Genomic DNA, 19,965 nt, shown 5'->3' with positions numbered 1-19,965 from the left:
TACAGCTCGCGAACCTTCTTCAACGGTCGAAGATACAGATACAGGACTAAGTAACATGTCTAAAATTTTTGATTTCGTAAAACCGGGCGTCATCACTGGCGACGACGTTCAGAAAGTGTTCCAGGTAGCTAAAGAAAACAACTTTGCTCTGCCAGCGGTAAACTGCGTGGGTACTGATTCCATCAACGCCGTTCTGGAAGCTGCTGCGAAAGTTCGTTCTCCGGTTATCGTACAGTTCTCTAACGGCGGCGCTGCGTTCATCGCGGGCAAAGGCGTGAAAACTGACGTTCCGCAGGGCGCTGCTATCCTCGGCGCTATCTCTGGCGCGCATCACGTTCACCAGATGGCTGAACACTACGGCGTGCCGGTTATCCTGCACACTGACCACTGCGCGAAGAAACTGCTGCCGTGGATCGACGGTCTGCTGGACGCGGGTGAAAAACACTTCGCTGCCACTGGCAAACCGCTGTTCTCTTCCCACATGATCGACCTGTCCGAAGAGTCCCTGCACGAAAACATCGAGATCTGCTCTAAGTACCTGGCTCGCATGGCCAAAATGGGCATGACTCTGGAAATCGAACTGGGCTGCACCGGCGGTGAAGAAGACGGCGTGGACAACAGCCACATGGACGCTTCCGCACTGTACACCCAGCCGGAAGACGTTGATTACGCGTACACCGAGCTGAGCAAAATCAGCCCGCGCTTCACCATCGCCGCTTCCTTCGGTAACGTACACGGCGTTTACAAGCCGGGTAACGTGGTTCTGACCCCGACTATCCTGCGCGACTCTCAGGAATATGTTTCTAAGAAACACAACCTGCCGCACAACAGCCTGAACTTCGTCTTCCACGGCGGTTCCGGTTCTTCCGCTCAGGAAATCAAAGACTCCGTCAGCTACGGCGTTGTGAAAATGAACATCGATACCGACACCCAATGGGCGACCTGGGACGGTATCCTGCAGTACTACAAAGCGAACGAAGCTTACCTGCAGGGCCAGCTGGGCAACCCGAAAGGCGAAGACCAGCCGAACAAGAAATACTACGATCCGCGCGTATGGCTGCGTGCCGCTCAGACCTCTATGGTGACCCGTCTGGAGCAGGCATTCAAAGAGCTGAACGCGATCGACGTTCTGTAAGAAAATTCTCTTTCTTACCTGAAAGCCCGCATAATGCGGGCTTTTTTATTTATCTTCCCAGACTAAATCTGGTCAACAAACTGTGATCGGTTTGGCAAAATCCGCACTTATTGTTTACCCTATAACCTGATTGTCATTTTTCTGGTTTGGTTTTTTTATTACCCGTATGGGGATTCATAAGGAATGTTAAATGGAAGATTTGAACGTTGTCGATAGCATCAACCATGCCGGGACCTGGCTGGCGCGCAACCAGGAGTTGCTGCTGAGCTATGCCGTCAACATCGTTGCCGCTATCGTTATCCTGATCATCGGGATGATCGTGGCGCGCATCGTTTCTAACACCGTCAACCGCCTGATGCTGGCGCGTAAGATCGACGCAACTGTCGCCGATTTTCTCTCCGCGCTGGTGCGCTATGCGATTATCGCCTTTACGCTGATTGCTGCCCTGGGCCGCGTTGGCGTACAGACCGCCTCAGTGATCGCCGTGCTGGGCGCCGCCGGTTTGGCCGTGGGTCTGGCGCTGCAGGGGTCGTTGTCGAACCTTGCCGCAGGCGTGCTGCTGGTGATGTTCCGCCCGTTCCGCGCCGGTGAATATGTCGATCTCGGCGGCATCGCGGGCACCGTGCAGAACGTGCAGATTTTCTCCACTACCCTGCGTACCGTCGATGGCAAAATCGTGGTGGTGCCGAATGGTAAAATCATCGCTGGCAATATCATTAACTTCTCCCGTGAGCCGGCGCGCCGTAATGAGTTTATTATCGGCGTCTCCTACGATGCCGATATCGATAAGGTGAAACAACTGCTGACCGCGATTATCGAATCCGATGACCGCATTCTGCGCGATCGCGAAATGACCGTTCGCCTTAACGAACTGGGCGCCTCTTCGGTAAACTTCGTGGTTCGCGTATGGAGCAAAAGCAGCGACCTGCAAAACGTCTACTGGGACGTGCTGGAGCGCATTAAGCGTGATTTCGACGCCAATGGCATCAGCTTCCCGTATCCGCAGATGGACGTACATATGGTGAATCAGCAGGAAAAAGCGCAGTAATTTTTTCCAGCAATGGCACAAGACCGGCATCGCCGGTCTTTTTTTTGCCTGTAGCTATTAGCTTCGCTTATTAATGATTAAAATTATCAATTTCCGCTAATGTTGACGGCGCGCTATATTCTCCGGCATTAACGATGAAACCGGAAAATAAAACGATGCTATCTTATTACTTTCAAGGGCTTGCGCTGGGCGCGGCGATGATCCTGCCGCTCGGGCCGCAAAACGCTTTCGTGATGAATCAGGGGATCCGCCGCCAGTATCATTTAATGATTGCGCTGTTGTGCGCGCTTAGCGATCTGGCGTTGATCTGCGCCGGTATTTTCGGCGGTAGCGCGCTGCTGATGCAGTCGCCGTGGCTGCTGGCGCTGGTCACCTGGGGCGGCGTCGCCTTCTTGTTATGGTATGGCTTCGGCGCGCTGAAGACGGCGATGAGCAATAATCTCGAGCTGGCCAGCGCCGAGGTGATGAAACAGGGGCGCTGGAAAATCATCGTCACCATGCTGGCGGTGACCTGGCTTAATCCTCATGTTTATCTCGATACCTTTGTGGTGCTCGGAAGCCTCGGCGGACAGCTGGCGGTCGAGCCCAAACGCTGGTTCGCGCTGGGGACGATTAGCGCGTCATTCTTATGGTTCTTCGGCCTGGCGCTGCTGGCCGCGTGGCTGGCGCCGCGTTTACGTACCGCGCGGGCGCAGCGAATCATCAACGTGCTTGTCGGGCTGGTGATGTGGTTTATCGCCCTGCAGTTGGCAAAAGATGGCCTGCAACATATACAGATGCTCATCAACCAGGCTTAGTCCGATGGACTTTCCGCGCGTAAGCGCTAAGCTAGCTGGCATGCGTCCTTAAAATGGGCGACCTAAGCAAGATGGAGAAACGACAGTGAAGTTAAAAGTCTTAGCCCTGGCGGCAGCACTCGGATTCAGCACTATGGCGGCGCAGGCAAGTGAATTGCCGGATGGCCCGCACATTGTGACTTCAGGCACAGCAAGCGTTGCAGCGGTTCCGGATATCGCCACTCTGGCGATTGAAGTTAACGTCGCGGCAAAAGATGCGGCATCGGCAAAAAAACAGGCTGACGATCGCGTTGCGCAATATCTCTCTTTCCTCGAAAAGAGCGGCATTGCCAAAAAGGATATCAGCTCGGCGAACCTGCGTACCCAACCTGATTACGACTATCAGAACGGCAAAAGCATCCTCAAAGGCTATCGCGCGGTGCGTACCGTTGAAGTTACCCTGCGTCAGCTCGATAAGCTGAATGGCCTGCTGGACGGCGCGCTGAAAGCGGGGCTGAACGAAATTCGTTCCGTATCGCTGGGCGTTGCGCAACCTGATGCCTATAAAGATAAAGCGCGTAAAGCGGCTATCGATGATGCGGTACATCAGGCGCAGGAACTGGCTGCTGGCTTCCACAGCAAGCTGGGTCCGGTCTATAGCGTGCGTTACCATGTTTCCAACTATCAGCCGAGCCCAATGGTTCGCATGATGAAGGCAGCTGACGCCGCGCCGGTCTCCGCGCAGGAAACCTACGAGCAGGCGACCATCCAGTTTGATGATCAGGTTGACGTGGTCTTTGAACTGCAGCCAGCACAGGCCGCCGCGCCTGCCGCGCCGGCGAAACCAGCTGAAGCGCCGAAACCGGCTCAGTAAGCCGCAGCGACAAAAAAGCCACTTCAGTGAAGTGGCTTTTTTTATGCCCGCCGTTTAATCCTGGCGCAACACCTTGTGGCCGTAATCAATAAGCGCATCGGTCACCCTGCGCATCATGCGGCTTTCTGGCGCAAAACGGTGCCAGTAAAGCATCCGGCGCTGGAACAGCCCCGGCGTCAGGTCGATAAGCTCGCCGCTCTTCAGCTCTTTCTCGATCTGCAGATGCGGGATCATACAGCAGGTGGTGCCCTGGCGCGCCAGCTGCACGAAGGCCTCCGACGAGTTGACGATATGGCAGGGCACGCTGCCCGGCGGCAGGTCGAAGTTTTGCTGCAGGAACGCCTGGTGCATATCGTCGAGATGATCGAAGGCGACCACCGGCGCTTTCAGCAGCGCAGAACGCGTTACCCCGTTAGGGAAATAGCGTTGCGCAAATTCCTTCGAGGCGACGAACAGGTAATCGAGCGCGCCGAGTTGATCGACCAGGCAGCTTGGCAGCGCCTGCGGCTGAATACTCACCGCGCCGACCACTTCCCCACGGCGCAAGCGCTCCTGGGTGCGGGTTTCATCTTCAACCTGCAGATTGAGGCGGATAGGGGAGTCGGATAGCACGTTGGCCAGCGCCGGCAGCAGCCAGGTCGCCAGACTGTCGGCGTTGACCGCCAACGACAGCAGCAGCGGCGTGGAGCCGGTCTGCTCATCGCCCAGCCACTCTTCTTCCAGCAGCTCAACCTGGCGCAGCAGAGCCAACAGTTTTTGCCCCTGCTCGGTCGGGCGCGGCGGTACGGTACGCACCAGCAGCGGTTGGCCAAACATGTTTTCCAGCTGTTTGATACGCTGTGAGACGGCGGACTGTGTAATGCATAGCTTCTGCGCGGCGCGCTCAAACCCACGTTCCCTAATCACCGCATCCAGCGCTTGTAATGTTCTGTAGTCCGGTCGTTTCATTATTCTGGCGTACCCCCATAACTTTTCGTTAACCCGCACTATGACATAAATTTGTTTTTGATAAAGACGAAAATGGTCTGCTCAGATGTGTGATCGCCATCGCAGGGACATTTCATCCGCCGATGTTCTATAATGCGCGGTAAGTATTCACATCTCGGACGATAATCATGACGCAGGATGAACTGAAAAAAGCAGTCGGCTGGGCAGCGCTGCAATATGTACAACCGGGCACCATTGTCGGTGTCGGCACCGGCTCCACGGCGGCGCATTTTATTGATGCGCTGGGGACCATGAAAGGGCAGATCGAAGGCGCGGTCTCCAGCTCCGACGCCTCCACCGAGAAGCTGAAAAGCCTCGGTATCCCGGTATTCGACCTTAACTCCGTTGACCGCCTCGGCATCTACGTTGACGGCGCGGATGAAATTAACGGCCACATGCAGATGATCAAAGGCGGCGGCGCGGCGCTGACCCGCGAAAAGATCATCGCCTCGGTTGCCGATAAGTTTATCTGTATCGCCGACGCCTCTAAGCAGGTTGATATCCTCGGCAACTTCCCGCTGCCGGTGGAAGTGATCCCGATGGCGCGCAGCGCCGTCGCGCGTCAGCTGGTGAAGCTGGGCGGCCGCCCGGAATATCGTCAGGGCGTGGTGACGGATAACGGCAACGTGATCCTCGATGTACATGGCCTGGAAATCCTGGACGCTATCGCGCTGGAAAACGCCATTAACGGTATCCCGGGCGTGGTGACCGTCGGCTTGTTCGCCAACCGCGGCGCCGACGTGGCGCTGATCGGTACCGCCGACGGCGTGAAGACCATCGTCAACAAATAAGACGATCGGGGGGAAGTTTCGCGCTTCCCCCTAAATTTTTTTCTATGGCCTTAATTTGGTGACTTGTGTCACATTTACGTAACCTTTCTGAGTAACAATCTGCCATCTATTCTCTTTCTGGTGTTTTGTCCTGCCTTTTGCTTCAACGTGATATTTCTTCAGGTCGGCGAGGCAAACGTTCATATTGCCGCGATAGTTTTTTTTGATATGTTGCTGGAAGAGTTTTTGTTCAGCACGACATCAGTACCAATAAAAACAGGACGGGGAAATGGCTAAGGTATCACTGGAAAAAGACAAGATTAAATTTCTGCTAGTTGAAGGCGTGCATCAGAAAGCAATCGATAACCTTCGTGCGGCAGGTTACACCAACATCGAATTTCACAAAGGCGCGCTGGATACTGAAGAGCTGAAAGCGTCGATCCGTGATGCCCATTTTATCGGCCTGCGTTCCCGTACTCATCTGACTGAAGAGATCTTCGCCGCGGCGGAAAAACTGGTGGCGGTGGGCTGCTTCTGTATCGGCACCAATCAGGTCGATCTGGAGGCCGCCGCGAAGCGCGGTATCCCGGTATTTAACGCCCCGTTCTCGAACACCCGTTCGGTGGCTGAGCTGGTCATCGGCGAGCTGCTGCTGATGCTGCGCGGCGTGCCGGAAGCTAACGCCAAGGCCCATCGCGGCGTGTGGAATAAGCAGGCGGTAGGCAGCTTTGAAGCGCGCGGCAAAAAACTGGGGATTATCGGTTACGGCCATATCGGCACCCAGCTCGGCATTCTGGCGGAATCACTGGGGATGCACGTCTATTTTTATGATATCGAAAACAAACTGCCGCTGGGCAACGCCACGCAGGTTCAGCATCTCTCCGACCTGCTGAACATGAGCGATGTTGTTAGCCTGCACGTGCCGGAAAACGCCTCCACCAAAAACATGATGGGGCCGGAAGAGCTGGCGCTGATGAAGCCGGGCGCGCTGCTGATCAACGCCTCTCGCGGCACGGTGGTGGATATTCCGGCGCTATGCGATGCGCTGTCGCGTAAACATCTGGCCGGCGCGGCCATCGACGTCTTCCCGACGGAGCCGGCGACCAACAGCGATCCGTTTAACTCTCCGCTATGTGAATTCGATAACGTGATTCTGACGCCGCATATCGGCGGTTCAACTCAGGAAGCGCAGGAAAACATTGGTCTGGAAGTGGCAGGCAAGCTGGCGAAGTATTCCGATAACGGTTCTACGCTGTCGGCGGTGAACTTCCCGGAGGTTTCTCTGCCGCTGCACGGCGGTCGCCGTCTGCTGCATATTCATGAAAACCGCCCGGGCATCCTGACGGCGCTTAACCAGATTTTCGCCGCGCAGAACATCAACATCGCCGCCCAGTATCTGCAAACGACTCCGCAGATGGGCTATGTGGTAATTGATATCGAAGCCGATGGCGACGTCGCGCAGCAGGCGCTGCTGGCGATGAAAGCGATCCCGGGCACCATCCGCGCCCGTCTGCTGTACTAATTTGTTGTTGCCTCACGGGCAGGTCGCATACCTGCCCGTATTTTTTTTAACGCCTTCCGGGCGCAATTCTCGAACCCGCATCACTTTCTACCAGCGCCAGGTTTTACCTGGCGTAATCACCGCCGGCAGCGGTATATCCCACTGTTCGCTCGGCAGCGTACCCACCTGCTGGCAGTCGTGGGCGTAGCCTACCGGCTGCAGGCGATACTGCCGCCAGTTCTGTAAAGTACGATCATAGAAACCGCCGCCCATCCCCAGGCGTTGACCGCTGGCATCGAAGGCGACCAGCGGGGTAATCAACACATCGAGCTCGGCCAGCGGCAGGACATCGCGCACGTCGAGCCTGGGTTCGTAAATCTTCAGGCGATTAAAAATCAGCTGGCTTTGCGGATGGTAATGTAAAAACAGCAGATTGCCGGGGCTAAACGGATGCAGTACCGGCAGATAAACCCGCTTGCCCGCCCGCCACAATTGCTCAATCAGCGGTTGGGTGTCCAGCTCGCCGTCGAAGGAGAGGAACAGCGCCACGGTATGAGCGAGAACGACGGGCGGATACGCCATCATTCGTTCAGCGGCCTGCAGGGCGAAGCGCTGCTGCTGTTCGGCGCTAAGCGCGCGTCTACGCTCGCGGATCTGCTGGCGAATTTGCTGTCTGGAGAGCGGGATATCGGGCTGTATAGTCATGCTGGTCTCATTACGAGCAGGCGAAACGATACGGGAAAGTGTAATACAGGGCGGCACAGGCCGAAAACAACGTTGAGGGGATAATGCGAACTTAAGAAGGGAATCTCCGAGATGCCGCCGCAGGCTGTAACCCTTGAACCCTTGGTTCAAGGTGAATGCGTCGTCACAGTTTTAAGGCTTCTCGGGCGAACCGAGCATGCTCACCAACCGTGGAGCGCCACATTCTTGTGGTATGAAATATCGGCTCAGGGGACTGGCCCGCTTGCAAACATCTCAGAGAAATTTTGTTCTTGCGATTACTCTAACACAGTTAACGACAAAGTGTTATTCAAACTTCGACCCCGGTCTTTCGCTTATGCGACCTTGCTCAAGCAATGCCTGTTCGATGGTCTGCTGAAGCATGCGAATGCGCTGTTCCATACTGGAGGCGTAGTCGCGGGTCTTCGCTTTTTCCTGAGTCAACTCATAGCTGATGTTCAACGCGGCGATGAAGACCAGCTGCTCAGTATTTGTGACTCTAGTGCGTTCTTTTAAATCTTGCAACCGCTGATTAAGGTCTTCAGCTGCCTGATTCAGGGCATCCCTTTGTTCAGGCGGGCAATTCACTCGCAGTGAACGGCCAAAAATTTGGAGATCTACGGGTTGTGCAGACATGCCACCTTCCTGCTGATTGACTGCGCTGCCTTCACGTCCGAGCCCGGCTCTGCGAAGGGGCGACACTATAGCTACCCTGGTGCGGGGATACAAGCCCTTTTCTGGTTCACCAGGGTCCAAAGTGGTAGCATATCATGAATATTCCTCCCAACGATGACGAATGCGCATGTCTATACAGAACGAAATGCCTGGTTACAACGATGTAGACCAGTTACTGAACCAACAAGGGGTGGGATTAACCCCGGCCGAAATGCACGGTTTGATAAGCGGCATCCTTTGCGGCGGCAACACCGACAGCAGCTGGCAGCCGCTGGTGCATGACCTGACCAACGAAGGCCTTGCCTTTGGTCATGAACTGGCCCAGGCGCTGCGTAGCATGCATTCCGCCACCAGCGATTCGCTGGAAGATGATGGTTTCCTGTTCCAGCTGTATATGCCGGAAGGCGACAACGTCAGCGTTTTCGACCGCGCCGACGCGCTGGCGGGTTGGGTAAACCATTTCCTGCTCGGCCTTGGCGTGACCCAGCCGAAGCTGGATAAAGTGAAGGATGAGACCGGCGAAGCCATCGATGATCTGCGTAACATTGCGCAACTCGGCTACGACGAAGATGAAGACCAGGAAGAGCTGGAAATGTCTCTCGAAGAGATTATTGAGTACGTACGCGTCGCCGCGTTACTGTGCCACGATACCTTCGCGCGCCAGCAGCCAACCGCACCGGAAGTACGCAAGCCAACGTTACACTAAATAAAAACGACATTCAGGGGGCGTCATGACACAGCAGGAGTTTCTTTCTCGTCGCCAGGCATTATTGGCGCAGATGCAGCCGGGCAGCGCGGCGCTGATTTTTGCCGCGCCGGAAGCGGTACGCAGCGCAGATTCGGAATATCCCTACCGGCAGAACAGCGATTTTTGGTACTTCACCGGCTTCAACGAACCGGAAGCGCTGCTGGTGCTGATCAAAAGCGATGAAACGCACAATCATAGCGTGCTGTTTAACCGCGTTCGCGATCTGACGGCGGAAATCTGGTTTGGCCGCCGTCTGGGCCAGGATGCCGCGCCGGGTAAACTCGGCGTCGATCGCGCGCTGGCGTTTAGCGAAATCAACCAGCAGCTGTATCAACTGCTCAACGGCCTGGACGCTATCTATTTTGCCCAGGGCGAATATGCCTATGCCGATGAAATTGTGTTTAACGCCCTCGAAAAACTGCGTAAAGGTTCACGTCAGAACCTGCAGGCGCCGAACTCCGTCATCGACTGGCGGCCTGTGGTGCATGAAATGCGCCTGTTCAAATCCGCGGAAGAGCTGGAAGTGATGCGCCGCGCCGGTGAAATTTCCGCCCTTGCCCATACCCGGGCGATGGAAAAATGCCGCCCGGGCATGTTCGAATATCAGCTGGAAGGCGAAATTCTCCACGAATTCAACCGCCACGGCGCGCGTTTCCCGTCTTATAACACCATCGTTGGCGGCGGCGAAAACGCCTGCATCCTGCACTACACCGAAAACGAATCCGAACTGCGTGATGGCGATTTAGTGCTGATTGACGCCGGCTGTGAATACCGCGGCTATGCGGGCGATATCACCCGCACCTTCCCGGTTAACGGTAAATTCAGCAAACCGCAGCGTGAAATCTACGACATCGTGCTGGAATCGCTGGAAACCGCGCTGGAGCTGTATCGTCCGGGTACCTCCATTTATGAGGTTAATCAGGAAGTGGTGCGCATTATGATTAACGGCCTGGTGCGGCTGGGGATCCTGAAAGGCGAGATTGACGAGCTTATCGCCAACAACGCCCACCGTCCTTACTTCATGCATGGCCTGAGCCACTGGTTGGGTCTGGATGTGCACGATGTCGGTAATTACGACACCGACCGTTCGCGCGTGCTGGAACCGGGAATGGTGTTGACCGTCGAGCCGGGGCTGTATATCGCCACCGACGCCGACGTACCGGCCCAATATCGCGGCATCGGCATTCGTATTGAAGATGACATCGTGATTACCGAAGATGGCAACGAAAATCTCACCGCCAGCGTGGTGAAGAAGGCGGATGAGATCGAGGCGCTGATGGCGGCGGCGCGCCAGTCATGAGCGTGCTGATTGTCGGCGGCGGGATGACCGGCGCGACGCTCGCGCTGGCCATCTCCCGTTTGACCGGCGGTGCGCTGCCGGTTCATCTGATTGAAGCGCAGGATCCGGCGTCGTCACGCCACCCAGGTTTTGACGATCGGGCGATCGCCCTGGCTGCGGGCACCTGCCAGCAGCTGGCGCGCATCGGTATCTGGCAGAACCTTGCTAAACGAGCGACGCCTATCCAGCGGGTACACGTCAGCGACCGCGGCCATGCCGGTTTTGTAAACCTGGCGGCGGCCGATTACGGCCTGTCGGCGCTGGGGCAGGTGGTTGAACTCCACGATGTCGGCCAGCGGCTGTTTAGCCTGCTGCGCGAGGCGCCGGGCGTCACCCTGCACTGTCCGGCGAAAGTGGAAGCGGTCAACCGCAGCCAGGACAGCGTCAGCCTCACCCTCGATAGCGGCGAAACGATCAACGGTAAGCTGCTGGTGGCGGCAGATGGTTCGCGTTCGTCGCTGGGCGCCCGCTGCGGCATTAGCTGGCAGCAGCAGCCCTATGAGCAACTGGCGATTATCGCCAACGTTAGCACCGCGTTGCCGCACGAAGGCCGCGCCTTCGAGCGCTTTACCGAGCACGGTCCGCTGGCGATGCTGCCGATGTCGCAAGGGCGCTGTTCGCTGGTGTGGTGCCATCCGCAGTCGCGGCGCGACGAGGTGCTGAGCTGGTCTGACGAACGTTTTTGCCAACAATTACAGCAGGCGTTCGGCTGGCGGCTTGGGCGCATTACCCATGCCGGTAAGCGTAGTGTTTATCCGCTGGCGTTAACCACCGCTATCCGTTCGGTGTCGCACCGTCTGGCGCTGGTCGGCAACGCGGCGCAGACATTACACCCGATCGCCGGGCAGGGCTTTAATCTCGGTCTGCGCGACGTGATGAGCCTGGCTGAAATGCTTGCCGACGCCCATGCGCTCGGCGAGGATGTGGGCAATTATTCTCTGCTGTGCCGCTACCAGGCGCGGCGAGCGGATGATAAAGCCGCCACCATCGGCGTGACCGATGGGCTGGTGCATCTCTTTGCCAACCGTTGGGCGCCGCTGGTGGCGGGGCGCAACGTCGGTCTGATGGCGATGGAATTATTTACCCCGGCGCGCGATGCGCTGGCGCAGCGTACCCTCGGTTGGGTTCCCCGTTAAGGAGTAGAACGTGCAAAGTGTTGATGTTGCCATTGTTGGCGGCGGAATGGTGGGACTGGCGGTAGCCTGTGGTTTACAGGGCAGCGGCCTGCGCGTCGCGGTGCTGGAACAAGCGGCGCCGCAGCCTCTTGACGCCGATGCGCCGCCGGCGCTGCGCGTTTCGGCTATTAATGCCGCCAGCGAAAAGTTACTGGATAAGCTGGGCGTCTGGAGCGAAATCATCGCCCAGCGCGCCAGCTGCTATCACGGCATGGAAGTGTGGGACAAAGATAGCTTTGGCCGCATTAGCTTCGATGACCAGAGCATGGGCTTTAGCCATCTGGGCCATATTATTGAAAATGCCGTGGTGCATCACGCGCTGTGGCAGAAGGCGCAGCGCTGTGCTGACGTTACCCTGCTGGCGCCTGCGCAACTGCAGCAGGTAGCGTGGGGCGAAAACGAAGCCTTTCTGAGCCTGCAGGACGGCAGCATGCTGACCGCGCGGCTGGTGGTCGGCGCCGATGGCGCCAATTCGTGGCTGCGTAATAAAGCCGATATTCCGCTGACCTTCTGGGACTATCGCCATCATGCGCTGGTGGCGACGATACGTACCACCGAGCCGCATCAGGCTGTGGCGCGTCAGGCGTTCCACGGCGAGGGGATTCTGGCCTTCCTGCCGCTTAGCGATCCGCATCTGTGCTCGATCGTCTGGTCGCTGTCGCCGGAGGAGGCGCAGCGAATGCAGCAGGCCGATGCAGCCGCGTTTAACCAGGCGCTGAATATCGCTTTTGATAATCGCCTTGGTCTTTGCCAGCTTGAGAGCGATCGGCAGGTTTTCCCGCTGACCGGACGCTACGCGCGTCAGTTCGCCGCCCATCGTCTGGCGCTGGTTGGCGATGCCGCCCACACTATTCATCCGCTGGCCGGGCAGGGGGTGAACCTTGGCTTTATGGACGCCGCCGAGCTTATCGACGAGCTGAAGCGCCTGCATGCGCAGGGTAAAGATATCGGTCAGCATTTGTACCTGCGCCGCTATGAGCGCAGCCGCAAGCACAGTGCCGCGCTGATGCTGGCGGGTATGCAGGGGTTCCGCGAAATGTTTTCCGGCAGCCATCCGGCTAAGAAATTCCTGCGCGATATGGGGCTCAAACTGGCCGATTCGCTGCCTGGCGTAAAACCACAGTTGATTCGCCAGGCGATGGGCCTCAACGATCTCCCCGCCTGGTTACGTTAACCCCGTCACACTTCTTTTACCCGGCCTGCGTGCCGGGTTTTCTCTCTCATTTGAAATATTCTAATTTCACCTCTTTTTTCGCATTAGTTTTATTAATGCGCTCTTTTTTTTGTTAAAGAAATTAGGCCCGTAAAATCGCATAAAACACCATCATCACCTGACTGGATTGCTCATTATGTTAATTTTATGTGGCACAAATCGCTTTTTTCCAGTCAATAACTCTGTAGGCTTTTCGGCGCGCTTTGGTCATAAGCTAATGTGATGTCCTGATTTACCTTATGGTTTAGCACCGGGTTCGGTGGTAAGTTCAGGCAAAAGAGAACGTTTGCGTCGGTGTCCGTAAGCGGTGCCGTCGCCGGATTTCGTGGCGCAAAATCGCCGACAATATCGTGGCTGGTTCCGTTTTATTCGATGAGGAAAAGATGGCTCAACAGACTCCGTTGTATGAACAACACACGCTGTGCGGTGCTCGCATGGTGGATTTCCATGGCTGGATGATGCCGCTGCATTACGGGTCCCAGATTGATGAGCACCACGCGGTGCGCGGCGATGCAGGGATGTTCGATGTGTCGCATATGACCATCGTCGATTTCCACGGCAGCCGGATCAGAGAGTTCTTGCGCTATTTGCTGGCAAACGATGTGGCGAAGCTTACCACCCCAGGCAAAGCGCTCTACACCGGCATGCTAACCGCTTCCGCCGGCGTCATCGATGACCTGATTGTTTATTTCCTTTCTGAAGATTATTTCCGCCTCGTTGTTAACTCCGCCACTCGTGAAAAAGACCTCGCCTGGATTTCCGAACAAGCCGAACCTTACGGTCTTGAAATCACCGTTCGCGACGATCTGTCGCTGATCGCGGTGCAGGGTCCGCAGGCGAAAGCGAAGGCGGCGACGCTGTTCACCGACGCTCAGCGCCAGGCCGTGGAAGGCATGAAGCCGTTCTTCGGCGTACAGGCCGGCGACCTGTTTATCGCCACCACCGGTTATACCGGCGAAGCGGGTTATGAAATCGCTATGCCGAACGAGCAGGCGGCGGATTTCTGGCGCGGTCTGCTGGACGCCGGCGTTAAGCCTTGCGGTCTTGGCGCGCGCGACACCCTGCGCCTGGAAGCCGGGATGAATCTGTACGGCCAGGAGATGGACGAAGGCGTCTCGCCGCTGGCGGCGAACATGGGCTGGACTATCGCCTGGGAGCCCGCCGATCGTAACTTCATCGGCCGCGAAGCGCTGGAAATGCAGCGCGAAAAAGGCACCGAGCAGTTGGTTGGCCTGGTGATGACCGAGAAAGGCGTCCTGCGCGGCGGCCTGCCGGTACGTTTTACCGATAGCGACGGTAATCAAAAAGAAGGCATTATCACCAGCGGCACCTTCTCGCCGACGCTGGGCTACAGCATCGCGCTGGCTCGCGTACCGGCCGGGATTGGCGACACCGCGGTGGTGCAAATTCGTAACCGTGAAATGCCGGTAAAAGTGACTAAACCTGGTTTTGTACGCAATGGCAAAGCCATTGTGTGATTTCCCTTTTTTGGAGATGAATTGATGAGCAACGTACCAGCAGAACTGAAATACAGCAAAGAACACGAGTGGCTGCGTAAAGAAGCGGACGGCACCTATACCGTCGGGATCACCGAGCACGCGCAGGAGCTGCTTGGCGACATGGTTTTCGTTGACCTGCCGGAAGTGGGCGCCACCGTTGAAGCGGGCGCCGATTGCGCCGTTGCCGAATCCGTGAAAGCGGCTTCCGATATCTACGCGCCGATTAGCGGTGAAATCGTTGCCGTCAACGAAGAGCTGAACGACTCTCCGGAACTGGTCAACAGCGACCCGTATGCCGACGGCTGGATCTTCAAAATCAAAGCCAGCGACGAAGCGCAGGTTGCCGCGCTGCTGGATGCGACAGCCTATGAAGCTCTGTTAGAAGACGAATAAATGTGTGCCGGATGGCGCTGCGCTTATCCGGCCTACGAACTTTGTAGGCCCGGTAAGCGCTAGCGCCACCGGGCAATTCAGGTAAGTAGAGACAATCACGATTCACCGCACGTTTCAGGAACCATCGCTCATGACTCAGACTTTAAGTCAGCTTGAAAACCGCGACGCCTTTATTGAACGTCACATTGGCTCGGACGCTCAGCAGCAGCAAGAGATGCTGAAGACCGTCGGCGCGGATTCGCTTAACGCCCTGATTGGCCAGATTGTGCCGCAGGATATCCAGCTGGCGACCCCACCACAGGTGGGCGACGCGACTACAGAATTCGCCGCGCTGGCGGAGCTGAAGGCGATCGCCGGTCGCAACAAGCGCTTCAAGTCTTACATCGGCATGGGCTACACCGCCGTGCAACTGCCGCCGGTCATTCAGCGCAACATGCTGGAAAACCCGGGCTGGTACACCGCCTATACCCCTTACCAACCGGAAGTATCCCAGGGCCGTCTGGAATCGCTGCTCAACTTCCAGCAGGTCACTCTGGATCTGACCGGGTTGGATATCGCTTCCGCTTCGCTGCTTGATGAAGCCACCGCCGCCGCCGAAGCGATGGCGATGGCCAAACGCGTGAGCAAACTGAAGAACGCCAACCGCTTCTTCGTTGCCGCTGACGTTCATCCACAAACCCTGGATGTGGTTCGCACCCGTGCGGAAACCTTTGGCTTCGACGTGATTGTCGATGACGCCGACAAAGTGCTCGATCACCAGGATGTTTTTGGCGTGCTGCTGCAGCAGGTTGGCACCACCGGTGAAATCCACGATTACAGTAAACTGATCGCCGAGCTGAAAGCGCGCAAAGTGATTGTCAGCGTCGCCGCCGACTTTATGGCGCTGGTGCTGCTGACGGCGCCGGGCAAGCAGGGCGCCGATATTGTCTTCGGCTCCGCTCAACGTTTCGGCGTGCCGATGGGCTATGGCGGCCCGCACGCGGCCTTCTTCGCGGCGAAAGATGAATTCAAACGCTCCATGCCGGGCCGTATTATCGGCGTATCGAAAGATGCGGCGGGTAATACCGCGCTGCGCATGGCGATGCAGACTCGCGAGCAGCATATCCGCCGCGAGAAAGCGAACTCCAACATTTGTACCTCGCAGGTTCTGCTGGCCAACATCGCCAGCCTGTACGCGGTTTTCCACGGCCCGGCGGGCCTGAAACGTATCGCTGGCCGCATTCATCGCCTGACCGACATTCTGGCCGACGGCCTGCAGAAGAAAGGGCTGAAGCTGCGCCATGCTCACTACTTCGACACCCTTTGCGTCGAAGTGGCGGATAAAGCTGCGGTGCTGGCGCGTGCCGAAGCGCTGCAGATTAACCTGCGTAGCGATATTCACGGCGCGGTTGGCATTACGCTCGATGAAGCGACCACCCGCGAAGATGTGCTGAACCTGTTCCGCGCCATCGTTGGCGACGATCACGGTCTGGATATCGATACCCTGGATAAAGACGTGGCGCTGGATAGCCGTTCGATCCCGGCGGCGATGCTGCGCGACGATGCGATTCTCACCCATCCGGTGTTTAACCGCTACCATAGCGAAACCGAGATGATGCGCTACATGCACGCGCTGGAGCGTAAAGATCTGGCGCTGAACCAGGCGATGATCCCGCTGGGCTCCTGCACCATGAAACTGAACGCCGCGGCGGAGATGATCCCGATCACCTGGCCGGAATTTGCCGAGCTGCACCCGTTCTGCCCGGTCGAGCAGGCGGAAGGTTATCATCAGATGATCGCCCAGCTTTCAGACTGGCTGGTGAAACTGACCGGCTATGACGCCGTCTGTATGCAGCCGAACTCCGGCGCGCAGGGCGAGTATGCTGGCCTGCTGGCGATTCGCCACTATCACGAGAGCCGCAACGAAGGCCATCGCGATATCTGCCTGATCCCAAGCTCCGCGCACGGCACTAACCCGGCTTCCGCGCAGATGGCGGGTATGCAGGTAGTGGTCGTTGCCTGCGATAAAAACGGCAACATCGATCTTGCCGATCTGCGTGAAAAAGCAGAGCAGGCAGGGGCGAATCTCTCCTGCATCATGGTCACCTATCCGTCGACCCACGGCGTGTATGAAGAGACCATCCGTGAAGTGTGCGAGATAGTGCATCAATTCGGCGGCCAGGTTTACCTCGATGGCGCCAACATGAACGCCCAGGTCGGGATCACTTCTCCGGGCTTTATCGGCGCTGACGTTTCGCACCTCAACCTGCATAAAACCTTCTGCATTCCGCACGGCGGCGGCGGTCCGGGTATGGGCCCTATCGGCGTGAAAGCGCACCTGGCGCCGTTTGTACCGGGCCACAGCGTGGTACAGATTGAAGGCATGCTGACCCGTCAGGGCGCGGTTTCCGCCGCGCCGTTCGGCAGCGCTTCCATTCTGCCGATCAGTTGGATGTATATCCGCATGATGGGCGCGGAAGGGCTGAAACAGGCGAGCCAGAACGCGATTCTCAACGCCAACTATATCGCTACTCGTCTGAAAGATGCTTATCCGGTGCTGTATACCGGCCGCGACGGTCGCGTGGCGCACGAATGTATTCTCGATATTCGTCCGCTGAAAGAAGAGACCGGCATTAGCGAGCTGGATATTGCTAAGCGCCTGATCGACTTTGGTTTCCATGCGCCGACCATGTCCTTCCCGGTTGCCGGGACGCTGATGGTTGAGCCGACGGAATCGGAAAGCAAGGTAGAGCTGGACCGCTTTATTGACGCCATGCTGGCGATCCGCGCGGAAATCGATCGCGTTAAAGCCGGTGAATGGCCGCTGGAAGATAACCCGCTGGTCAACGCGCCGCACACCCAGGGCGAGCTGGTGAGCGAGTGGAACCATCCGTACAGCCGCGAGCTGGCGGTATTCCCGGCTGGGTTGCACAACAAGTACTGGCCAACGGTGAAACGCCTGGATGACGTGTATGGCGACCGTAACCTGTTCTGCTCCTGTGTGCCGATGAGCGAATACCAGTAAGTGGCGAATTAGCTAAACTTTTAAAGGCGCTGCGGCGCCTTTATTTTTTTGGAGAGAAGGTATGGCGATAGCTCTGATTAGCGGCGCGAGCCGCGGCATAGGCCGGGCGACGGCGCTGCTGTTGGCGCAGGAAGGGTATACCGTCGCGGTCAATTACCATCACAACATTAAAGCCGCAACCGAAGTGGTCAATACCATTGTTGAATCTGGCGGCAAAGCCACGGCGCTGCGGGCCGATATCAGCGATGAAGCGCAGGTGATGGCGATGTTTGAGGCGGTTGACCGCATGGGCGAACCGCTGATGGCGTTGGTCAACAACGCCGGGATCCTGTTTACCCAATGTACGGTGGAGAGCCTGAGCGCCGAGCGTATTAACCGCGTGCTGGCCACCAACGTTACCGGCTACTTCCTCTGTTGCCGTGAGGCGGTAAAGCGCATGTCGCATCGGCATGGCGGCAAGGGCGGGGCGATAGTTAACGTTTCGTCGGCGGCCTCGCGCCTTGGCGCGCCGGGAGAGTACGTTGACTATGCCGCGTCGAAAGGGGCGGTAGATACTCTGACCACCGGGCTTGCGCTGGAGGTGGCGGCGCAGGGGATTCGGGTAAACGGCGTGCGTCCGGGGCTAATTTATACCGAGATGCACGCCTCCGGCGGCGAACCGGGACGCGTGGATCGGGTAAAAAATTCGCTACCGATGCAGCGCGGCGGCCAGCCGGAAGAGGTCGCTCAGGCCATTGCCTGGCTGCTGAGCGACAAAGCGTCGTATGTGACAGGTAGCTTCCTCGAACTGGCGGGCGGTAAATAACCCGTAGATGTCTATTGCCCGGCGGCGCAGCGCGAGCCGGGTAACCTTCCCGGATAGCGGCTACGCCTTATCCGGGCTACCCAACGATGCGTACCCGTAGCCCGGCTGAGCGCAGCGCGAGCCGGGGAAACCTTCCCGGATGGCGGTTACGCCTTATCCGGGCTACCCAACAACGCGAGCGGGGAACCTGACGGTCTACCAGGAGGCCAGCCACAGCCGCAGGCGCATTCCCCAACTGCTGGTCCAGCCGGTGGTAACCGACTTCACCTCACCTTGAGAAATGACCACCAGCGTTGGCGTTACCTGGATATCCCACTGCCGCGCCAACTGGCCGCTCGGATCATTTACTGTCGGCAGCGTCATTTTCTTCCTGGTCAGCCACTTCTCCAGCGCGGCGTTATTGCCGGAACGCAGGGCTACCGTCAGCACATTGCCGCCGTCGGCGGCAAGCGATGCCACCGACGGCGTGGTATAGCGACAGACTCCGCACCAGGTCGCCCAGACGTACAGCAGCAGCGGCTTTTGCTGACTCATGGCGTTCAGATCCAGCGTCCTGCCGTCGAGTGTCTGCAGCGATGTGGCGCTGAAGTTTTGCGGCAGCGCGGGCTGGCGAAAATAATCCACCGCCAGGCTCACCGCCGCGCCAATCAGCAGCCACACCGCCAGCTCGCGTAGCCAGCGCCTGATTTTACTGGCCACGGGCTTTCGCCAGCTGTTCTTTCACCAGCCCCTCCAGCTCTTCAGCAGGGATCGCGCCGGCCACCATCTGATCGCCGATGATGGTCGCCGGGGTGCCCTGAATATTCAGCACCTGCGACAAAATCAGGTTCATCTTCAGCGAATCCATGGTCTTGTCATCAATATTCACGCTATCGGTGGCGGTTTTCTTCTGCGCGGCGGCGATGCTGGCGTCATCGTGATAGCCTTTTTTTGCCATCAGCCGCTGATGCAGCGCCCAGAACTTATCGGGCTGCTGGCGCCAGGTGGAGAGCGCGGCTTTAGCGGCATTCACCGAACTCTGCCCTTTAAACGGCAGCAGCTTAACGATGAGCTGAATATCCGGATTATCGTGGACGATTTTTTCCAGCATCGGATCAAACTGTTTGCAGTAAGGACAGTTGTAATCGGTAAACGAGACGATTGTGAGTTTTGGCTCTTTCGCGCCGGTGCGCGGACTATTCGGATCGTTAAACAGCAGCTGGGCTAACTGGTCATTACCGTTCGATTGTGGTTCTTCCGCCGGTGCGGCGAAGCTGAAGGCCGATACGCACAGCAGTAATAAGGCGGTGATAGCTCTCAT

At 57.4% G+C, this 19,965-nt stretch carries 19 protein-coding genes and 1 other RNA gene; 14 read left to right on the top strand and 6 right to left on the bottom strand.

Annotated features, from left to right (window positions below; all coding sequences use genetic code 11):
• Positions 1 to 55 precede the first annotated feature (55 nt).
• From fbaA to EAE_RS03015, 4 genes are all read left to right on the top strand, one after another.
• The gene (gene fbaA / locus EAE_RS03030) at positions 56 to 1,135 is read left to right on the top strand and encodes a class II fructose-bisphosphate aldolase (RefSeq protein WP_004144748.1); all 1,080 of its coding nucleotides are present in this window, start codon (positions 56 to 58) and stop codon (positions 1,133 to 1,135) included.
• 190 nt (positions 1,136 to 1,325) lie between these two features.
• The gene (locus EAE_RS03025; protein WP_015369769.1) at positions 1,326 to 2,183 is read left to right on the top strand and encodes a small-conductance mechanosensitive channel MscS; all 858 of its coding nucleotides are present in this window, start codon (positions 1,326 to 1,328) and stop codon (positions 2,181 to 2,183) included.
• A gap of 155 nt (positions 2,184 to 2,338) precedes the next feature.
• Entirely contained in the window at positions 2,339 to 2,980 is a 642-nt protein-coding gene (argO, locus tag EAE_RS03020) for an arginine exporter ArgO (protein WP_015703435.1), read from the top strand.
• An 85-nt stretch (positions 2,981 to 3,065) separates the two neighbouring features.
• Entirely contained in the window at positions 3,066 to 3,833 is a 768-nt protein-coding gene (locus EAE_RS03015; protein ID WP_015369771.1) for an oxidative stress defense protein, read from the top strand.
• Between the two features lie 54 nt (positions 3,834 to 3,887).
• Here the strand turns inward: EAE_RS03015 and argP are convergent, their stop codons facing one another.
• On the bottom strand, positions 3,888 to 4,781 hold the full coding sequence (gene argP / locus EAE_RS03010; protein ID WP_008806448.1) for a DNA-binding transcriptional regulator ArgP: 894 nt from the start codon (positions 4,779 to 4,781) through the stop codon (positions 3,888 to 3,890).
• A gap of 167 nt (positions 4,782 to 4,948) precedes the next feature.
• Between argP and rpiA the strand changes: the two genes are divergently transcribed.
• On the top strand, positions 4,949 to 5,611 hold the full coding sequence (gene rpiA / locus EAE_RS03005; protein ID WP_015369772.1) for a ribose-5-phosphate isomerase RpiA: 663 nt from the start codon (positions 4,949 to 4,951) through the stop codon (positions 5,609 to 5,611).
• Between the two features lie 268 nt (positions 5,612 to 5,879).
• The gene (gene serA / locus EAE_RS03000) at positions 5,880 to 7,112 is read left to right on the top strand and encodes a phosphoglycerate dehydrogenase (RefSeq protein WP_015703434.1); all 1,233 of its coding nucleotides are present in this window, start codon (positions 5,880 to 5,882) and stop codon (positions 7,110 to 7,112) included.
• 87 nt (positions 7,113 to 7,199) lie between these two features.
• Here serA and EAE_RS02995 read toward each other — a convergent pair whose 3' ends face one another.
• The 3 genes from EAE_RS02995 to zapA form a co-directional block, all read right to left on the bottom strand.
• On the bottom strand, positions 7,200 to 7,796 hold the full coding sequence (locus EAE_RS02995; protein ID WP_015703433.1) for a 5-formyltetrahydrofolate cyclo-ligase: 597 nt from the start codon (positions 7,794 to 7,796) through the stop codon (positions 7,200 to 7,202).
• A gap of 99 nt (positions 7,797 to 7,895) precedes the next feature.
• Positions 7,896 to 8,079: non-coding RNA, 6S RNA (ssrS, locus tag EAE_RS02990), on the bottom strand.
• A 41-nt stretch (positions 8,080 to 8,120) separates the two neighbouring features.
• Entirely contained in the window at positions 8,121 to 8,450 is a 330-nt protein-coding gene (gene zapA / locus EAE_RS02985; protein ID WP_004205298.1) for a cell division protein ZapA, read from the bottom strand.
• Positions 8,451 to 8,616: 166 nt separating this feature from the next.
• Between zapA and EAE_RS02980 the strand changes: the two genes are divergently transcribed.
• The 8 genes from EAE_RS02980 to EAE_RS02945 all read left to right on the top strand — a co-directional run bounded on the left by EAE_RS02980 (position 8,617) and on the right by EAE_RS02945 (position 18,665).
• Positions 8,617 to 9,195, top strand: a complete 579-nt coding sequence (locus tag EAE_RS02980) for a YecA/YgfB family protein (RefSeq protein WP_015703432.1) — start codon at positions 8,617 to 8,619, stop codon at positions 9,193 to 9,195.
• 25 nt (positions 9,196 to 9,220) lie between these two features.
• On the top strand, positions 9,221 to 10,537 hold the full coding sequence (gene pepP, locus EAE_RS02975) for a Xaa-Pro aminopeptidase (RefSeq protein ID WP_015703431.1): 1,317 nt from the start codon (positions 9,221 to 9,223) through the stop codon (positions 10,535 to 10,537).
• Positions 10,534 to 11,712: a 2-octaprenyl-6-methoxyphenyl hydroxylase gene (ubiH, locus tag EAE_RS02970; protein ID WP_015703430.1), complete on the top strand. Its 1,179-nt coding sequence runs from the start codon at positions 10,534 to 10,536 to the stop codon at positions 11,710 to 11,712. The genes pepP and ubiH overlap by 4 nt, the downstream gene beginning before the upstream one ends.
• A 10-nt stretch (positions 11,713 to 11,722) precedes the next feature.
• Entirely contained in the window at positions 11,723 to 12,925 is a 1,203-nt protein-coding gene (ubiI, locus tag EAE_RS02965; RefSeq protein ID WP_015703429.1) for an FAD-dependent 2-octaprenylphenol hydroxylase, read from the top strand.
• A gap of 422 nt (positions 12,926 to 13,347) precedes the next feature.
• On the top strand, positions 13,348 to 14,442 hold the full coding sequence (gcvT, locus tag EAE_RS02960; protein WP_002916480.1) for a glycine cleavage system aminomethyltransferase GcvT: 1,095 nt from the start codon (positions 13,348 to 13,350) through the stop codon (positions 14,440 to 14,442).
• A gap of 24 nt (positions 14,443 to 14,466) precedes the next feature.
• Positions 14,467 to 14,856: a glycine cleavage system protein GcvH gene (gcvH, locus tag EAE_RS02955; RefSeq protein WP_015703428.1), complete on the top strand. Its 390-nt coding sequence runs from the start codon at positions 14,467 to 14,469 to the stop codon at positions 14,854 to 14,856.
• Between the two features lie 130 nt (positions 14,857 to 14,986).
• Complete coding sequence (gene gcvP / locus EAE_RS02950) at positions 14,987 to 17,860, top strand: aminomethyl-transferring glycine dehydrogenase (protein WP_015369781.1); 2,874 nt, start codon at positions 14,987 to 14,989, stop codon at positions 17,858 to 17,860.
• A 61-nt stretch (positions 17,861 to 17,921) separates the two neighbouring features.
• Positions 17,922 to 18,665, top strand: a complete 744-nt coding sequence (locus EAE_RS02945) for an SDR family oxidoreductase (RefSeq protein WP_015703427.1) — start codon at positions 17,922 to 17,924, stop codon at positions 18,663 to 18,665.
• Between the two features lie 195 nt (positions 18,666 to 18,860).
• Here EAE_RS02945 and EAE_RS02940 read toward each other — a convergent pair whose 3' ends face one another.
• Positions 18,861 to 19,364, bottom strand: a complete 504-nt coding sequence (locus EAE_RS02940) for a protein disulfide oxidoreductase (protein WP_015703426.1) — start codon at positions 19,362 to 19,364, stop codon at positions 18,861 to 18,863.
• Positions 19,354 to 19,965, bottom strand: a complete 612-nt coding sequence (locus tag EAE_RS02935) for a DsbA family protein (protein ID WP_015703425.1) — start codon at positions 19,963 to 19,965, stop codon at positions 19,354 to 19,356. Before EAE_RS02935 ends, EAE_RS02940 begins: the two co-directional genes overlap by 11 nt.

The sequence above is a fragment of the Klebsiella aerogenes KCTC 2190 genome (assembly GCF_000215745.1).
Taxonomy (GTDB): Bacteria; Pseudomonadota; Gammaproteobacteria; order Enterobacterales; family Enterobacteriaceae; genus Klebsiella; species Klebsiella aerogenes.
This window is presented reverse-complemented; position numbering and strand designations above follow the sequence as displayed.

Coding starts and splice junctions, on each gene's coding strand:
- gcvP (WP_015369781.1), top strand. CDS start 14,987: ATGACTCAGACTTTAAGTCAGCTTGAAAACCGCGACGCCTTTATTGAA.
- pepP (WP_015703431.1), top strand. CDS start 9,221: ATGACACAGCAGGAGTTTCTTTCTCGTCGCCAGGCATTATTGGCGCAG.
- zapA (WP_004205298.1), bottom strand. CDS start 8,450: ATGTCTGCACAACCCGTAGATCTCCAAATTTTTGGCCGTTCACTGCGA.
- argO (WP_015703435.1), top strand. CDS start 2,339: ATGCTATCTTATTACTTTCAAGGGCTTGCGCTGGGCGCGGCGATGATC.
- serA (WP_015703434.1), top strand. CDS start 5,880: ATGGCTAAGGTATCACTGGAAAAAGACAAGATTAAATTTCTGCTAGTT.
- EAE_RS02980 (WP_015703432.1), top strand. CDS start 8,617: ATGTCTATACAGAACGAAATGCCTGGTTACAACGATGTAGACCAGTTA.
- argP (WP_008806448.1), bottom strand. CDS start 4,781: ATGAAACGACCGGACTACAGAACATTACAAGCGCTGGATGCGGTGATT.
- gcvT (WP_002916480.1), top strand. CDS start 13,348: ATGGCTCAACAGACTCCGTTGTATGAACAACACACGCTGTGCGGTGCT.
- EAE_RS02945 (WP_015703427.1), top strand. CDS start 17,922: ATGGCGATAGCTCTGATTAGCGGCGCGAGCCGCGGCATAGGCCGGGCG.
- EAE_RS02995 (WP_015703433.1), bottom strand. CDS start 7,796: ATGACTATACAGCCCGATATCCCGCTCTCCAGACAGCAAATTCGCCAG.
- fbaA (WP_004144748.1), top strand. CDS start 56: ATGTCTAAAATTTTTGATTTCGTAAAACCGGGCGTCATCACTGGCGAC.
- EAE_RS03025 (WP_015369769.1), top strand. CDS start 1,326: ATGGAAGATTTGAACGTTGTCGATAGCATCAACCATGCCGGGACCTGG.
- rpiA (WP_015369772.1), top strand. CDS start 4,949: ATGACGCAGGATGAACTGAAAAAAGCAGTCGGCTGGGCAGCGCTGCAA.
- ubiH (WP_015703430.1), top strand. CDS start 10,534: ATGAGCGTGCTGATTGTCGGCGGCGGGATGACCGGCGCGACGCTCGCG.
- EAE_RS02935 (WP_015703425.1), bottom strand. CDS start 19,965: ATGAGAGCTATCACCGCCTTATTACTGCTGTGCGTATCGGCCTTCAGC.
- gcvH (WP_015703428.1), top strand. CDS start 14,467: ATGAGCAACGTACCAGCAGAACTGAAATACAGCAAAGAACACGAGTGG.